This window comes from Actinoplanes sp. NPDC019969 (genome assembly GCF_055562375.1).
In genome coordinates this window covers 57,388-72,341 of sequence record NZ_JBVHFK010000013.1, presented here as the reverse complement: position 1 = coordinate 72,341, position 14,954 = coordinate 57,388, and the positions used below count along the sequence as shown (strand labels likewise).

The following is a 14,954-nucleotide window of genomic DNA, read 5'->3' as shown; positions in this document are numbered from 1 at the left end:
CGAGTGTGGGCCCGCTCCACCGGAATTGGAGCGGGTCCACCAGGGAGATCCTAATGTTCCGAGTCCCGGCCGCCATCCTGGCGTGCCTCGCGCTGGCCGGTTGCGCGGCGCCGCCCGCCCTCAGCGCCACCGACGGCCGCGTGCAGGTCGTCACCACCACCGGCATCCTCGCCGACCTGGTCCGCAACGTCGGCGGCGACCGGGTGCTGGTCGACGCGATCGTGCCGGACAACGCGGACGCGCACGCGTACGAGCCGACCCTGCGCGACGTGCGCAACATCGTCTACGCCGACGTGGCGTTCAGCAACTACCTGCTCCTCGAGGCGCAGAGCGTGATCAGGACGCTGGACGCGAACCTGCCGGACGGCGTCGAGCAGATCTCGCTGGCCGAGGGGGCCACCAAGTACGCCGCCGAGATCATCCCGCTGGTCGAGGACGTCTCCCTGGACACCGTGTGGCTGGGGCTGCGCGCCCAGGGCGACGGAACCGTCCACGGCGTGACCCGATCCTCCGACGTGCGGCTGTCCGCCACCGCCATGACGGGGCCGGGACGGATGACGGCCTATCTGACCGAGTCGTTCGGCAACCCGGACACCTTCCTGGACTCCGGCGACGGCTTCGACGCGGCGAACGGCTTCCGGGACGACACCATGATCCTGCCGCCTGCCGCGCACACCCATATGAGCTGGGCGTTCACCGAGCCGGGTGTCTACCGGCTCCGCCTGCGGGCCGAGCTGGCCGTCGCCGCCGACACGAAGCCGGTGCCGATGGGCGAGCAGACGCTGACGTTCGCTGTCGGGGTGGATCCGCACCTTTCGCCGGACGTGACAGTCCTCCGGGGCGGTCATACCGATGTCACCTCGGACATCGACACGGGCGAGATCTACCTGCGGGAGGACACCGGCAGCGGCCCGAAGCAGCACGATCCCGCCCGTACCGTCATCGACGTTCCGGTGAAAGCGCTCAAGGAGGTGCCCGCCGGGCCGGGATTCCGCTTCCTCGGCCGCCCCGGAACCCGGATCTATCAGCTTCCGCAGGCGGTTCTCGGTCGGCACGTGCACGGCGAGATCGATCCGCACCTGTGGCAGGACGTCGGGAACGCGCAGGCGTACACCGAACTGATCCGGGACACCCTGATCGCCGCCGACCCGGGCGGGACCGCGCAGTACCGGGCCAACGCCGACCGGTACCTGACGGAACTCAGCGCGCTGGACGCGTACGTCCAGGAAAGAATCGACGGGATCCCGCAAGCGAACCGCCATCTGGTGACCACCCACGACGCCTTCGCCTACCTGGCGAAAGCCTATGGGATCCCGGTGGCCGGGTTCGTCACGCCGAACCCGGCGGTCGAACCGAGCCTCGCCGACCGGCGGCGGCTCACCGAGACCCTGCGGAACCTGCACGTCCGAGCGGTGTTCCTGGAACCGAACCTGCGCGCCCGCTCGTCGATGCTGACCGAGGTCGCGCGCGACAACGGGGTGCGGGTCTGCGACATCTACGGCGACGCCTTCGACGGCCGGGTGCGCAGTTACACGCAGCTGATGCGGTTCAACGCCGACTCCCTCCACACCTGCCTGACCTGAGGAAACCTGTTGCTGACCACCATCGTGCTGGCCGCCGCGCTGGCGATCGCACCCACCCCGACGCCGGACCAGACTCTCGACGCCGGCCAGTCCCAGGCGACCGGGCGGGCCGTCCTCGACACCGGCCACGTCGACATCGGCCCCCGCCTGCGGGACGGGAAGTGGACCGTTCAGATCCACGACGACCATGCCGTGCCGTCGGTGTGGCGCGACCCCGCCGACACCGTGCTGCGCGTCCGGGACAGCGCCCGCCAGCAGGTTCCGGACGACGCGGCGTACGCGTTCCTCGGCAAGAAGCCCGGCACGGACGTGCACGTGGTGCCGCAGACGGAGAAGCAGGGGGTCGTCTGGATCGGCTGGAACACCCAGGATCCGGGGGTGCTCGGCGCGATCAGCCGGGGTGTCACGATGAGCCTGCGCGAGGTGCGGGGGCCGGGCGACGTCACGGTGTTCCTGCAGTCGGGGAACCTCGGGGCGCCGCAGGTGCTGTGGAGCACGGCGAAGCCGTACCCGCAGCCGCTGTGGGTGGAGACCAACACGCACACCCACGCCAACTGGGTGTTCGGCGCCCCGGGCAACTATCTGCTGGCCGTCGACGTCACCGCCGACCTGGCCGACGGATCCACCGCCTCGGCGAGCACCGTCCTGCGCCTGGCGGTCGGCGACGCCACCGAGCCCGACTTCGACACGACCCTGGTCGCGGCGCCGCCGTCGGCTTCCGCTCCGGCCGTGGCTGCGAACCCCTCCTCCGGTACGTGGCAAGCACCCGCCCTGATCGGTATCGGTCTGACGGTCGCCCTGATCATCGCCGGTCTCGTCGCCCGCCAGTCCGTGCTCCGCCGCCGCGCCGAACGGGAGAGCTTCCGGTGACCCCGGCCCTGGAGATGGCCGGAGTGGATGCCGACCTCGGGGGCCGGCCGGTTCTCCGGGGCGTCGACCTGCGCCTCCATGCCGGGGAGTTCGCGGCGCTGCTCGGGCCGAACGGGGCCGGCAAGACCACCCTGATGCGGTCCGCGCTCGGCCTGGTCCCGCTGCGCGCCGGCACGGTCCGCACCGGCAGCGCCGGGTATGTCCCGCAGCGGCACGAGTTCACCTGGGACTTCCCGGCCTCCGTGCAGGACGCCGTGCTCAGCGGCCTGGTCCGCCGGATCGGCCTGTTCCGCCGCCCGACAGTCGCCCACTGGCGGGCCGCCTGGGCCGCTCTCGACCAGGTCAAACTCGGCGACCTGCGGAAACGGCCCGTCGGCGAATTGTCCGGCGGGCAGCGGCAACGGGTCCTGGTCGCCCGGGCGCTCGTCCTGGAACCGGCGGTGCTCCTCCTCGACGAGCCGTTCACCGGCCTCGACATGCCCGCCCAGGAGACCCTGACCGAACTGTTCACCGAGATCGCCCGGGAACGCGCCGTCCTGATGGCGACACACGATCTGACCGCGGCCGCGTACACCTGCGATCGTCTGATTCTGATCAACCGGACCGTGATCGCCGCGGGGCCGCCCGCAGATCTGAAGGACCCGGAGCTGTGGATGCGGACGTTCGACGTCGGACCCGGCAGCCATCTCCTCAAAGCCCTCGACCTCGCCGGAGCCTGACCGTGTCCCCCTGGCAGTTCCTCGCCGACCTGACCAACCCCGACCTGGCGTTCCTGCCGAAGGCGCTGACCATCGCGGTGCTGTCGGCGATCATGTGCGGGGTGGTCGGCTGCTACGTCGTACTCCGCGGCATGGCCTTCATCGGCGACGCCGTCGCCCACGCCGTCTTCCCCGGACTGGCCATCGCCTTCCTGTTCTCCGGCAGCATGGTCCTCGGCGGCACCATCGCCGGCATCGTCACCGCCCTGCTCGTGACCGTCTTCGCCCAGAACCGGCGGCTCAAGGAGGACTCCGTCATCGGCATCTTCTTCGTCGCCGCGTTTGCCCTCGGCATCGTGATCATCTCGCGCGCTCCCGGGTACGCCGGCTCGCTGCAGCAGTTCCTGTTCGGCTCGATCACCGGCATCCCGGACCGGGACCTGTACGTGGTCGGCGGCACCACCATCGCCGTACTCCTCGCCGTCTTCGCCCTGCACAAGGAGTTCGTGGCGGTCACCCTGGACCGGGAGATGGCCCGCGCGCTCGGCCTGCGGGTGTTCTGGCTCGACCTCGTCCTGTACGTGCTCGTCACCCTCGCCGTCGTGATGGCCGTCCAGACCATCGGCAACATCCTGGTCCTGGCCCTGCTCGTCACCCCGGCCGCCACCGCCCGCCTGCTCACCGACCGCCTCCCGGTGATGATGGCCCTCGCCCCGGCGATCGGCGCGGCCTGCGCCCTGATCGGCCTCTACCTGTCCTGGTCCTGGGACCTGCCGGTCGGCGGCACCATCGTCCTGACCCTGACCGGCGCGTTCCTCCTCGCCCACGTTCTCGCGCCACGGCACGGCCTGGTCGCCCGGCTCGCCACCTGAACACCCTCGGCTGGTCGTGGATGCTGTCTCCGGCCGGTCGAGACAGCACCCACGACCAGCCGGGATCGTGCGACTCGGCGACCGCGTGCTCCGCGGGCACGGCCGCTCCTGGCCCGGCCTGACCGACTACCTCACGGCAGAACCCTTCTCCGGTACGGGCCACCCGGACGTCCCGTGACTCGCGGCGGCCACGGCAGGCGTCCCCTAACGACCGTCCCGCGGGTGCGGGCCATGCGCGCCCGTCGCGGTCACCCCCTCGGGTGGCTCTCATGGCTGTCTCAACTGAGTCGAGACAGCCATGAGCACCAGCCGTCAAGCGCCGGTGGGCCAGCCGGGCGGGATGAGCAGAACCGGGCACAGCTGGCGGCCGCCGGTGGTGATATTGGCGGCGCGGTAGATGTGCTCGATCAGCCAGCCCTTGCGGCCCCGTCCGGCGACCAGCAGGCGGCCGCGGCGGGACGCCCGTTCCGTGGTGTAGGCGATCTCCGACTCGGTGATCGTCAGGCGGGACGTCTTCACCTGCGGCCACGTTCGGCTCAGTCCCGGCACCGGATCGTCGGCGGGGTCCGGTAGCGCGACTTCAAAAGTGCCGTCATCGAATGCGGCCTCTCCTTCGAATGCCGCCGCTCCCAGCGTCGCCCCTTTCCATGCCGCCCCTCTCGATACCGCCCTTCCCGGTGCTGCCTTTCTCGGTGTCCCCTTTCTCGGTGTCCCCTTTCCCGGTGCCGCCGCTCCCAGTGCCGCCGCTCCCAGTGCCGCCGCTCCCAGTGCCGCCTCATCCATGAGGGACTCTCTTGGGGACGCCTCGTCTGGGGGTGCCTTGACGTGGACCGCGACCAGGGGGCAGCCGGCTTCGGACGCCAGCCGGAAGGCGCAGTCCAGGGTGGCGCTGCGCCGGCCGGACGTGGCGACCACTATCGGGCCGCGCTGCGGCCACGGGCCGCGGTGGACCAGCAAGGGGCAGGCGCTGTGGTGGGCCAGGTAGGCCGCTGTCGAACCCCACCCGTGCCCGGCGCCCGCCGCGTCGCGGTGGCCGACGACCAGCAGGCCGGCTGTCTGCGATCGCTGCGCCAGGGCCGCGGCGGCGCTGTGGTCCAGCATCGCGGTGTGGACCGGCAGGCCGGGATGGGTGAGACGGGCCCGGCGGCCGGCGAGTTCGAGCAGGTGGCGGCCGTCGGCCGGGGCGGGCCGGACGGCGCGGCGGCGCGGCACGCCGGGATGGCGGCCGGGCCAGGCGTGCACGATCTCCAGGGGCACTTCCCGGCGTACGGCTTCGGCGGCGGCGATGTCCACGATCGGCGAATCGGCGGGCAAGCCATCGATGCCGACCACCACGGGCAGCTTCATGCCCCCGTACGTTAGGCAGCTCTTCCGAGGCTGTTCAGGGCCGTTCGGCCCTGCCGCCGCGGGCATCGGGGGCATGTGATGAGGAGAGAACGGCCGGACCCGTCACCGTGCTCCCGGGACGGCGTACGGCACCGGAGAGGAGGTCCGTACCGTGCACAAGAAGATCATCGTCGGGTACGCCGGATCGTCCTGCCGGCATGCTGGACCGGGCCGTGGCCGAGGCCCACGAAACCCATCCGCTGCTGGACGTGACCGCGCGGACGGTCCGCGCGCACGCCGCCACCGCCCTGATCGACCTGTCCCGGCAGGCGCGCCTGCTGGTGCTCGGCGGGCGGGAACACGGCGTGCTGGCCGGGCTGTTCGGTTCGGTCACGTCCGCGGTCGGCGGCCACGCCCGCTGCCCGTCGTGATCGTCCACGAGGGTGCCGGGGAGCACTGACCATGCCCGACGCCATCGAGCCACGGCCGGTACGGGTGGGCAGCGTGAGATCGGGGCGTACGTCACCGGCCCGGACCGTACCGTGTTCGTCCCGGCCGTGGATGTCACCGCGCTCGTGGCCGCCGGCGCCGCCGTGCTGATCGCCGTCGCCGCGGCGGCCGGGATCGCCGGCCGCCGCACCCCGTCGATCCGAACGGTGACCATGGGCCCCGGCGGCTGAATCAGCACCGCTCCCCTGTTGCGGCCGGCGCGGGGACGGCCTTGGTCGGCACGTGTCCTGCGCCTGGTGCTCGACGGTCACCGCTCGAACGGGGTGGGCGCGAAGTCCGCCGCCGTACCGGAACTGCCCCTGACCCGCAGGTTGACCGGCATCTCGACGCCCCCGTAGGTCACCATGCAAGGGATCCGGGTGTCATAGGCGGGATCGGCGTCGGCCGGTGTACACGCGCTGCGCATCGGGCGCCGCACCAGGGCAGCCCGCAGCACCCGCGCTTCCAGGTCGTATCGCGCCTGGTCGAGTCCCGGGGACCGGCCGCCCGTACCGGGTTTCCACTCCGGTGCGGGCGCGACGGCCACGGCGACCTCCGGGACCGGCATGCCGCGCCGGGCGAGCGACTCGGCGATCGCGCCGTCGGCGTACCGGACCACGCCGGTGCACCCCGCGACGACGACAGCGCCGATCACCGGTGTCACCACCAGCACGGCGAAGGGTGAGGCCCGGTTCGCTGCGGGCGCACGCCACCACTGGACCAGGACGCCGACGATCACGCCGAGCAGCGCCACCGCGAGCCCGGCGGCCGCCAGCTTGCAGGCGTGTCAGTCATCATCCGGCTTCGCTTTGGCGACGTCACTGCGAACGCGACGCTACCAACCCTCCTCACCCCACAGTCCCCTCCGGCTGGCCATGAGAGCCGGCCGGGCTAGCGGGCCGGGGTGAAGATCTCGCCGTTCTGGGGGAAGCCGGGGAGGGCGGAGGGTTTCGGGTCGCCGGTGGACCAGCGGGGATCACGGCCGGCCGGGTCGGTGTGCAGGCCGGGCCAGCGCATCGGGAGGCCGGCGGCGGCGGTCGGGCGGCTGTGGTCCATGAGCTGGACGTGCAGGTGCGGTTCGGAGGTGTTGCCGCTGTTGCCGACCTCGGCCAGCTGCTGCCCGGCGGTGACCCGGTCGCCGGGGCGCACCGTGAGGGAGTTCCGGCGCAGGTGGGCGTACGCCGCAAAGGTGTTGTCGTCGTGCCGGACGATCACGTGGTTGCCCAGGATCGCCGGGGCGCCGGCCAGCTCACGGACGGCCGCCTCGACCGTCATCATCCACAGCAGGGTCGGCCAGGTGTCGCGGGAGCGGTGATCGCGCCGGCCGGCGGCGGTGTGCACGACGGTGCCGCCGGCCATGGCGAGGACGGGGGCGCCGAAGCAGAGGTACGACTCGGGGGCGCGGGTTCGCGGGGACCAGCTGATCGTGGTGGCCGCGTCCGGGGAGGGCTGGAGGAGGTCGACGGCGTACGTCTGCCCGTAGGCCCGCACGCCGTGACTGGGGACGGCGGTGCCGGGCCCGTTGAGGACCACCCAGCGGCCCCGGACGGGCGCGGCGACCTCGACCGGTTCCCTGATGGCGCGGGGCGGGCGGACGAAGGCGAGGATCAGCGGCGCCGCCATCAGCATGAGGTCGAAGGGTTTCGGCACCGGCAGGAACAGCATCGCGATGACGGTGCCGCAGAACAGGCGCAGCCACCAGGTCGACAGGCGGGCGATCGTACGTCTCATCGGCGGGCTCCCTGGATCGTGGTGAGCAGCGGGACGATGCGGGCGACCGGAACCTCGTAGCGGCCGCCGCCGATGGTCTGCAGCCATCCGGCGGCGACGAGCTGGCGCAAGTGGTGATAGACCTGCCCGCTGGTGCCCATCCCGTCGAGGCGGGTGAGGTCCTGCGCGGTGGCGGCGCCGTGCAGCACATGCTGGAGCAGGCGGATCCGGGCCGGGTGGGCGAGGGCGGCCAGCGCGGTGACGTGCTGTGACCAGTCGCCGTCGAGCAGTTCCTCGGTGCCTGCCGTCTCCTGCCAGCGGGCGGCCCGGCCGTCGGGCAGCGCCACATGCCCGGTGATCATGACGGCGCCGGGGTCGCCGGCCCGCGCGAGCAGGCCCTCGAGCGCCCAGAAGACGTCGGGGTCGGGGGTCTGCGGCGCGCGGGGCTCGTCGTGGTGGAGGCGGCGTTCGAGGTCGGCCACGCGCTTTTCGAGCGCGTCGAGGCGTGCGGAGTCGCTCACCCCTCCACCATAACGTAATTACGTAGAACCGTAGAGCCGCGCGGCTACTCCGGGTCCCAGGCGAGCAGCTCGTCGAACCTCGCCCGATCGCCGTCGACCTTGAGCAAATCCACCGGGATCCGGCCGTACAGGGCCAGGACCAGGTCGGACGCCGTGCCGGTGAGCGAGGCCACCGCCCCGTCGCCCGGCGTGCACGCCGGCGCGCTGCGGACCCCGTCGCCGGTCAGCGTCAGCCGCCAGGCCGCGCCCTCGACCGCCACGTAGTCGACGGCGCCGGGCTCGTGCGGCCACGAGTACGGCCCGGCGCAGCAGGTGTCCAGGAACTCCTCGACACCGTCCAGCGCCACCTCCTCCGGCAGCGGCCGACCGCCCTCCCCGGTCGCCTGCGCGTCGTAGGTGTGCACCGCCACCTCCTGCACCTGGTGCCGGGCGACGCCACCGCTGGTCTGCGGCGTCTGCGACCCGCCCCACCAGGTCCAGCACTCCCGGTCCGGCCCGGCCGCCCGGAGCGCGTCCAGCAGCGCCCGGGTGGACTCCGCCGACCAGGCCAGCAGCGCCGCCGTCTCGCGCGGCAGCTCCGGCGCGTCCTCGGCGACGCCCTGGGTGGGCCCGTCGGCCGGTCCCGCGGCGACGGTCGCAGCCCAGCGGCGCTGCACCTCGCCCAGATGCCGGACCAGGTCGAACAGGGTCCAGTCGGGGCAGGTCGGCACCTGGGCGCCGAGGTCCGGCGCGGCGGTGACCGCGTCCCGGAACGCCGCCGAGCGTTCGTCGATCAGGCGAAGCAGGGCGGGGAAGTCCAGTGGGATGTTCACGCACGGATGTCTATCAGTGTGCGCAAGTCATTTACCGGTCCGGCCCGGTGAGCAGGTGGTGAACAGGATCCCCCGGCCGGGGACGGTGAGGGCGATCACGGCCCTGCGTGACTCCATTTCGGCGGTCAGGAGATACCGTGCGTCAGGTCATCGTTGTCCGGGATGTGAAATCGGAGTGCATAGCGTGAGTCAGAACGTGCTGGCGTCGTCGGCGGGGGTCGCGGCTCAAGCGGGCCGGAGGCGTACGTTCGCTGTCATCTCCCACCCGGACGCCGGCAAGTCCACGATGACCGAGGCGCTCGCCCTGCACGCCCGGGTGATCGGCCAGGCCGGCGCGGTGCACGGCAAGGGCGACCGCAAGGGTGTGGTCTCCGACTGGATGGCGATGGAGCAGCAGCGCGGCATCTCGGTGACCTCCGCGGCGCTCCAGTTCGAGTACGAGGGCATCGTCATCAACCTGCTCGACACGCCCGGTCACGCCGACTTCTCCGAGGACACCTACCGGGTGCTGACCGCGGTGGACAGCGCGGTGATGCTGCTGGACGCGGCGAAGGGCCTGGAGCCGCAGACGCTGAAGCTGTTCGAGGTGTGCCGGCAGCGGGCCATCCCGGTGATGACCTTCATCAACAAGTGGGACCGGCCGGGCAACGACGCGCTCGCGCTGATGGACGAGATCGAGCAGCGGATCGGGCTCAAGCCGACCCCGCTGACCTGGCCGGTCGGCATCGCCGGGAACTTCCACGGCGTCATCGACCGGCGCACCGGCGTGTTCACCCGGATGCAGCGCTCCCCCGGCGGCGCCGACCTGGCGATCGAGGAGGAGATGAGCGCCGAGGAGGCCGCGGAGCGATTCGGCGCCGACTGGGTGACCGCCAACGAGGAACTCGAACTGCTCGAGATGACCGGCGCCGATCACGACCAGGAGGCGTTCCTGGGCGCGACGACGACGCCGGTGCTGTTCGGCGCGGCGGTGGCGAACCTGGGCGTACGCCAGCTGTTGAACCTGCTCGTGGAACTCGCTCCCCCGCCGTCCGACCGGCCCACCGCCGCCGGGGGCGCGCAGCCGGTCGACGGCACGTTCTCCGGCTTCGTCTTCAAGATCCAGGCGAACATGAACCGGGCCCACCGGGACCAGGTCGCGTTCATGCGGGTGTGCTCCGGCCGGTTCGAGCGCGGCATGATCGTCACGCACGCCGGGACCGGCAAGCCGTTCGCCACCAAGTACGCGCAGCAGATCTTCGGCCAGGGCCGGGACACCATCGACGAGGCGTTCCCCGGTGACGTGGTCGGCCTGGTCAACGCGACGGCGCTGGGCATCGGCGACACCCTGTACGCGGGCGGCGCCGTGCAGTACCCGCCACTGCCGTCGTTCCCGCCGGAGCACTTCGCCGTCGTGCGGACCTCCGACACCGGCGCGTTCAAGCGGTTCCGCCGCGGCATCGAGCAGCTCGACGGCGAGGGCGTGGTGCAGGTGCTGCGGTCGGAGCAGCGCGGTGACCAGGCGCCGGTGTTCGCGGCGGTCGGCCCGATGCAGTTCGAGGTGGCCGCCTACCGCCTGGAGGCCGAGTTCGGGGTGAAGGTCCAGCTCGACCACCTGCCGTACGAGGTGGCCGCCCGCACCGACGCCGCCGGCCGGGAGATCCTGAAGGCGGAGTCGAACGTCGAGGTGATGACCCGGGTCCGCGACGAGGCGCTGCTCGCGGTCTTCCCGCACCGGTGGCGGATGCGCACGGTCGCCGGGCGTTACCCGGAGCTACGCCTGGACGCGTGACACCGACGCCGCCACTGTCACGAGGCGACCACGCGGTCCCGGCCGGCGTTCTTCGCCTCGTACAGGAAACGGTCGGCGACCAGCGGCAACGTGCCCGGTTCCGGCAGGTCGGCGGGCGTGCAGGCGACCCCGGCCGACACCGTCACGGTGATCGCCGCGTCGTCGCTGACCGGGATCGGCGTCGCCCGTACCGCCTCGTGCATCCGCGCGGCGATCACCCGGGCCTCCTCCGGCGTCGCGTTCGGCAGCAGCACCGCGAACTCCTCACCGCCGTACCGCGCCACCACGTCACCGTCACGCACCGCGCCACTGATCCGGCGGGCCACCTCCCGCAGCACCCGGTCCCCGCCGTCGTGCCCGTACGTGTCGTTGACCCGCTTGAAATGGTCGACGTCGAGCAGCACCACGGCTGTCGGCTTGACCGGCCCGCCCAGCACACCCTGGAAGAACCGGCGGGTCCGCAGCCCGGTCAGCTCGTCGGTCACCGCCATCCGCCGCTGCACCGCCACCAGCCCCGCCAGCCGCCCGATCACCAGCAGGAACAGGATCCCGCAGGACGCGCAGACCAGCGGCACGTGCAGCTGCGCCCCGCGCAGGTACTGCACCAGCAGCGCCGCCGGGGCGAGCAGCGAGGCGAACGCCAGCGCGGCCAGCCGGCCCGGCCCCAGATCTTGGGCGGTTCCGGTCACCGGCGTGTCCACGTCCCGCAGCGACGGATGCATCCCGGTCATCCCCAGCAGCAGCGCCGACGCGGTCCACAGCGGGTAGGCGGCGTTCTGCAGCCGATCGTCCCCGGACAGCGTGGCGAGGACGCTCAGCGTGTCCGGCACGATGATCAGCAGCAGGTAGCCGGTGAGGCAGCGGACCGCCACCGGCTTCGGCCCGGCGTCCAGCAACAGCCGCGCCCCGAGCGCCGCCAGCAGCAGATCGCTCAGCGGGTAGGTGGCCGCGACCGAGCGCGTGAACAGGTCGGCGCTGCCGCCGACGATCGGCTCGATCAGGAAGATCCAGGAGAGCAGCACGACGGCCACCGTCAGGATCGCCGCGTCGATCAGGCCGGGCAGATCCCAGCCGGGACTGCGCCGCCGCACGATCAGCAGCAGGGCCAGCACACCGACGGCGTTCGCGGACAGCAGCACGGCGTCGCCCACGCTCGGCGACGGGTTCGGCTCGCCGAACATCACCCCGGGCGGCAGCGCCAGCGAACTCAGCACCAGAGCCTGCCCGAGGACCAGCAGCCAGGGCCACCGTGTCGCCGGACGGTAGCGGCGGATCCCGTACAACATGGCGGCGGGGCCGCCGAACGCCGCCATCAGGCCCAGCGGCCCGCTCACCGTCTGCGGCGCCCCGGTTGCGAGCGTGAGGGTGTACGCCGTGAGCACCACCACGGCGAATCCGGCGTACCCAGCCCATGGGGTCACCACTGTTGGTTCGGCCGTTCGCGTCCCTTTCTGAGCTTGCCGTCGTGGTTATACTTGTGAGAAAAGTATGACTCGTTGGAGAGAGCTGTGAACCCAGAGGACCTGCCCCCAGCGCAGGGGAAGTTCGCCGGCACGGTCAAGGTCGGAGAGAAGGGGCAGATCGTCATCCCGAAGGGCGCACGCGACCTGTTCGGCATCAAACCGGGCGACACGTTGCTGCTGCTCGCCGACGCGGAGCAGGGGATAGCGATCGTGCGCCAGGACATCTTCGACCAGTTCATCGCCCAGGCCATGCCGCCTGCCGGCCCCGCGAAGGGAGACGCCACATGATCGTCGAGTGCGGCGAGGTGGTGCGGCGGTTCGGTGACGTGACCGCTCTGGACGGCGTGTCGTTCCAGGTGGCCGAGGGTGAGATCTTCGGGCTGATCGGCCCCAACGGCGCCGGCAAGACCACCCTGCTGAACTGCATCGAGGGCCTCGATCGGCCCACCTCCGGCACGATCAGCGTGCTCGGCCGGCACCCGATCACCGACCGCCACGAGCTGACCCGGCGGACCGGGGTCCAGTTGCAGAGCGCGGCCCTGCCCCCGCGGATGACAGTGGGCGAGGCGATGCGCCTGTTCTCCGCGCTCTACGACGAGCCGGTCCCGTGGCGGGAGCTGCTGACCACGCTCGGCATCGCCGGCAAGGCGGGCACCCGGGTCGAGCGGCTCTCCGGCGGCGAACGGCAGCGGGTCTTCATCGCGCTTGCCCTGCTGCACCGGCCCGAGGTCGTCTTCCTCGACGAGCTGACCACAGCGCTCGACCCGCAGGCGCGCCTGGCCATGTGGGATGTCGTGAAGGCGGTCCGGAGCCGGGGCACCACCGTGGTGCTGACCACGCACTACATGGAGGAGGCCGAGCACCTCTGCGACCGGGTCGGCATCATCGACCATGGCCGGCTGATCGCGCTCGATCCCGTGCCCGCGCTGGTCCGCGCCCACGCCGGCGACTCCACCGCGACTCTGTCGCTGGCCGCCCCGGTCCCCGGCGACCTGACCAGGGAGCTCACCCGGATCGGCACGGTCACCGCCGCGGAACTCGAAGGCGATTCCTTGACCGTACGCGGCACCGGCGGTTTCCTGCAGGACGTCCTCGCCGATCTGAGCGCCCGGGGCATCCGGGCGACCGGCATCAGCACCGCCCAACCAGGATTGGAAGACGTGTTCCTCACCCTCACCGGCCGTCAGATGCGCGTCGAGGCGCAGTCGTGAAGGGCTACCGCACGCTCACCCTGACGTTGGGCCGCTCCCTGCTGCGGGAACCGGTCGGCCTGTTCTTCTCGGTCATCTTCGCCCCCGCGCTGGTGCTGATCCTGGGTTTCATCTTCGACGACGGCCCGAGCCCCGACCTGGGCGGCCGCAGCTTCATCGAGGCGACCCTCCCGGCGTTCCCGTCCCTGGTCCTGGCGATCACCGGTGTCCTGCTGGTCCCGGTGAGCCACCTCAACCTGCGCGAGAGCGGCGCCCTGCGCCGGCTGCGGCTCACTCCCCTGCGCCCGGCCACGTTCATCGCCGCCGACCTCACCGTCAACTTCCTGATCGGCATGACCGGCATGATCGCCGCGCTGGCGGTGGGTGCCCTGGTCTTCGGCGCCGACCTGACCGGCAACCTGGCCTCGGTGCTGCTGGCCGCCGCGCTGGGCCTGACCGCTTTCCTCGCCCTCGGCTACACCCTCGCCGCCGTCTACCCGTCCGCCGCCGCAGCCACCGGCATCGGCAACACCCTGATGATCATCCTGATGATCTCGTCGGGCGCCTTCATCCCCTTGGAGACCATGCCCGCCGGCATCCAGCGCATCATGAACCTCTCCCCGGTCCACCACTTCGCCGACCTGATGCAGGGCTTGTGGGCGGGCGACGCGTGGTCCACGCTGCTGCTCCCGCTGGGCGTCCTCACCGCCATGATCCTCATCTTCGGAACCCTGGCCACGGTTCTGTTCCGCTGGGACCGCCCCTGATCGCGGTCCAGGCGCCCTGCCGCCCGTCCGCCTGCTGCGGCAGAGCCGTCCGTTCCCCGGACCCTTCCGGATCGGGCACGACGTTCATAGCCAGGCGATCCCGCGCATGCGCCGTCCGCGGCAGAATCGTCGGCGGATCGGCTCAGCTTCAGCCCCCTCTTCGCGCCCGCAGTCTTGGCGGATGGACCAGCGGAACGAACGTTCTCCCTTCTTGCTGATGTCCGCATCAACCATCCGCCGACGGGAACACCCGAGACCCGACACCGCCCGCCATTACCGGAACCGGCCATCGCCCGCGATCTTGCGCGGTGCAGATCGGACCTCCCGAACCAAGATCGACAGCCTCCGCGATCCTGGATTCGGAGCATCGGGTTCGAGTCTTCTTCTGGGGTGCTGAAGGGCGAGTAGTCAAGCCCTCCTCCGGGCGCTGCCGTCACGACTACGGCCGGGGCTTCCCGGGCCAGTTCCCGATCTTGTGGACCCGACGCGGGGAGCCGAGCGCACAAGATCGAATTTCTGCTCCTTGTTGTGCGCTGAGCTGCGGAAATCCAGCGCCTCCCGCCCAAGATCGCGAACCTGATAGATCTTGGGCGGGAAGTGCCGGACCGCATCGCACAAGAACGCTGGCCGCGCGTCGATCTTGAGGGTGAAGGGTGCGTACGGACTCACCCGCTCGAGGCCTGGCGGATACGGATCTGAGTAACCAAGAAGAAGACTCATTCCCGGTGCAAGGCGCACGAAATCGGGCATGAAGCCAATCTTGTGCGCCTTGACCCGATGCCGAAACCACAAGATCAGGAACGGGCACCAATCCTCAAGCCGCGAGCATCCCACTGATCACCCGAACCAAGGCCTGACTCAGCGAGCGCGGCAACGGCTCTC

General features: G+C 71.4%; 16 protein-coding genes. 10 read left to right on the top strand and 6 right to left on the bottom strand.

Annotated elements, in window-relative coordinates:
* Positions 1-53 precede the first annotated feature (53 nt).
* From ACZ3II_RS33275 to ACZ3II_RS33260, 4 genes are read left to right on the top strand one after another with little or no spacing between them, the layout of a single operon-like run.
* Entirely contained in the window at positions 54-1,583 is a 1,530-nt protein-coding gene (locus ACZ3II_RS33275; RefSeq protein ID WP_465522789.1) for an anchored repeat ABC transporter, substrate-binding protein, read from the top strand.
* A 6-nt stretch (positions 1,584-1,589) separates the two neighbouring features.
* Positions 1,590-2,453 carry a choice-of-anchor M domain-containing protein gene (locus ACZ3II_RS33270; RefSeq protein ID WP_465523354.1) on the top strand — a complete coding sequence of 288 codons (864 nt, stop codon included), beginning with the start codon at positions 1,590-1,592 and terminating at the stop codon, positions 2,451-2,453.
* A gap of 14 nt (positions 2,454-2,467) precedes the next feature.
* Complete coding sequence (locus ACZ3II_RS33265; RefSeq protein ID WP_465523352.1) at positions 2,468-3,172, top strand: anchored repeat-type ABC transporter ATP-binding subunit; 705 nt, start codon at positions 2,468-2,470, stop codon at positions 3,170-3,172.
* 2 nt (positions 3,173-3,174) lie between these two features.
* The gene (locus tag ACZ3II_RS33260) at positions 3,175-4,023 is read left to right on the top strand and encodes an anchored repeat-type ABC transporter permease subunit (RefSeq protein ID WP_465522787.1); all 849 of its coding nucleotides are present in this window, start codon (positions 3,175-3,177) and stop codon (positions 4,021-4,023) included.
* A gap of 312 nt (positions 4,024-4,335) precedes the next feature.
* Here the strand turns inward: ACZ3II_RS33260 and ACZ3II_RS33255 are convergent, their stop codons facing one another.
* Positions 4,336-5,370, bottom strand: coding sequence for a universal stress protein (locus ACZ3II_RS33255; RefSeq protein ID WP_465522785.1), 1,035 nt, complete (start codon positions 5,368-5,370; stop codon positions 4,336-4,338).
* A 197-nt stretch (positions 5,371-5,567) separates the two neighbouring features.
* Between ACZ3II_RS33255 and ACZ3II_RS33250 the strand changes: the two genes are divergently transcribed.
* Both ACZ3II_RS33250 and ACZ3II_RS33245 read left to right on the top strand, forming a co-directional pair.
* Positions 5,568-5,780, top strand: a complete 213-nt coding sequence (locus ACZ3II_RS33250; RefSeq protein ID WP_465522783.1) for a universal stress protein — start codon at positions 5,568-5,570, stop codon at positions 5,778-5,780.
* 12 nt (positions 5,781-5,792) lie between these two features.
* Positions 5,793-6,029, top strand: coding sequence for a hypothetical protein (locus ACZ3II_RS33245; protein WP_465522781.1), 237 nt, complete (start codon positions 5,793-5,795; stop codon positions 6,027-6,029).
* Positions 6,030-6,106: 77 nt separating this feature from the next.
* On the opposite strand, the gene ACZ3II_RS33240 is transcribed toward ACZ3II_RS33245, so the two are convergent.
* From ACZ3II_RS33240 to ACZ3II_RS33225, 4 genes are all read right to left on the bottom strand, one after another.
* Entirely contained in the window at positions 6,107-6,592 is a 486-nt protein-coding gene (locus tag ACZ3II_RS33240; protein ID WP_465522779.1) for a hypothetical protein, read from the bottom strand.
* A gap of 137 nt (positions 6,593-6,729) precedes the next feature.
* Positions 6,730-7,569, bottom strand: coding sequence for a M23 family metallopeptidase (locus tag ACZ3II_RS33235; protein WP_465522777.1), 840 nt, complete (start codon positions 7,567-7,569; stop codon positions 6,730-6,732).
* Positions 7,566-8,069 carry an ArsR/SmtB family transcription factor gene (locus tag ACZ3II_RS33230; RefSeq protein ID WP_465522775.1) on the bottom strand — a complete coding sequence of 168 codons (504 nt, stop codon included), beginning with the start codon at positions 8,067-8,069 and terminating at the stop codon, positions 7,566-7,568. Before ACZ3II_RS33230 ends, ACZ3II_RS33235 begins: the two co-directional genes overlap by 4 nt.
* A gap of 44 nt (positions 8,070-8,113) precedes the next feature.
* Positions 8,114-8,881 carry a maleylpyruvate isomerase family mycothiol-dependent enzyme gene (locus ACZ3II_RS33225; RefSeq protein WP_465522773.1) on the bottom strand — a complete coding sequence of 256 codons (768 nt, stop codon included), beginning with the start codon at positions 8,879-8,881 and terminating at the stop codon, positions 8,114-8,116.
* A gap of 184 nt (positions 8,882-9,065) precedes the next feature.
* Between ACZ3II_RS33225 and ACZ3II_RS33220 the strand changes: the two genes are divergently transcribed.
* Positions 9,066-10,652, top strand: coding sequence for a peptide chain release factor 3 (locus ACZ3II_RS33220; RefSeq protein ID WP_465522771.1), 1,587 nt, complete (start codon positions 9,066-9,068; stop codon positions 10,650-10,652).
* 17 nt (positions 10,653-10,669) lie between these two features.
* Here the strand turns inward: ACZ3II_RS33220 and ACZ3II_RS33215 are convergent, their stop codons facing one another.
* Positions 10,670-12,073: a GGDEF domain-containing protein gene (locus tag ACZ3II_RS33215; protein ID WP_465522769.1), complete on the bottom strand. Its 1,404-nt coding sequence runs from the start codon at positions 12,071-12,073 to the stop codon at positions 10,670-10,672.
* A gap of 87 nt (positions 12,074-12,160) precedes the next feature.
* Here ACZ3II_RS33215 and ACZ3II_RS33210 point away from each other — a divergent pair, with 87 nt between their 5' ends.
* Genes ACZ3II_RS33210 through ACZ3II_RS33200 form a run of 3 tightly spaced genes read left to right on the top strand, consistent with a single transcriptional unit; the run spans position 12,161 to position 14,072 of the window.
* Complete coding sequence (locus tag ACZ3II_RS33210) at positions 12,161-12,403, top strand: AbrB/MazE/SpoVT family DNA-binding domain-containing protein (RefSeq protein WP_465522767.1); 243 nt, start codon at positions 12,161-12,163, stop codon at positions 12,401-12,403.
* On the top strand, positions 12,400-13,326 hold the full coding sequence (locus tag ACZ3II_RS33205) for an ABC transporter ATP-binding protein (RefSeq protein WP_465522765.1): 927 nt from the start codon (positions 12,400-12,402) through the stop codon (positions 13,324-13,326). The genes ACZ3II_RS33210 and ACZ3II_RS33205 overlap by 4 nt, the downstream gene beginning before the upstream one ends.
* Positions 13,323-14,072: an ABC transporter permease gene (locus tag ACZ3II_RS33200; protein ID WP_465522763.1), complete on the top strand. Its 750-nt coding sequence runs from the start codon at positions 13,323-13,325 to the stop codon at positions 14,070-14,072. The genes ACZ3II_RS33205 and ACZ3II_RS33200 overlap by 4 nt, the downstream gene beginning before the upstream one ends.
* The last annotated feature ends 882 nt before the right edge of the window (positions 14,073-14,954 follow it).

What these genes read in the sequence shown, in the direction of transcription:
- ACZ3II_RS33275 (WP_465522789.1), top strand. Translation starts at nt 54, where the DNA reads ATGTTCCGAGTCCCGGCCGCCATCCTGGCGTGCCTCGCGCTGGCCGGT.
- ACZ3II_RS33265 (WP_465523352.1), top strand. Translation starts at nt 2,468, where the DNA reads ATGGCCGGAGTGGATGCCGACCTCGGGGGCCGGCCGGTTCTCCGGGGC.
- ACZ3II_RS33255 (WP_465522785.1), bottom strand. Translation starts at nt 5,370, where the DNA reads ATGAAGCTGCCCGTGGTGGTCGGCATCGATGGCTTGCCCGCCGATTCG.
- ACZ3II_RS33250 (WP_465522783.1), top strand. Translation starts at nt 5,568, where the DNA reads ATGCTGGACCGGGCCGTGGCCGAGGCCCACGAAACCCATCCGCTGCTG.
- ACZ3II_RS33235 (WP_465522777.1), bottom strand. Translation starts at nt 7,569, where the DNA reads ATGAGACGTACGATCGCCCGCCTGTCGACCTGGTGGCTGCGCCTGTTC.
- ACZ3II_RS33205 (WP_465522765.1), top strand. Translation starts at nt 12,400, where the DNA reads ATGATCGTCGAGTGCGGCGAGGTGGTGCGGCGGTTCGGTGACGTGACC.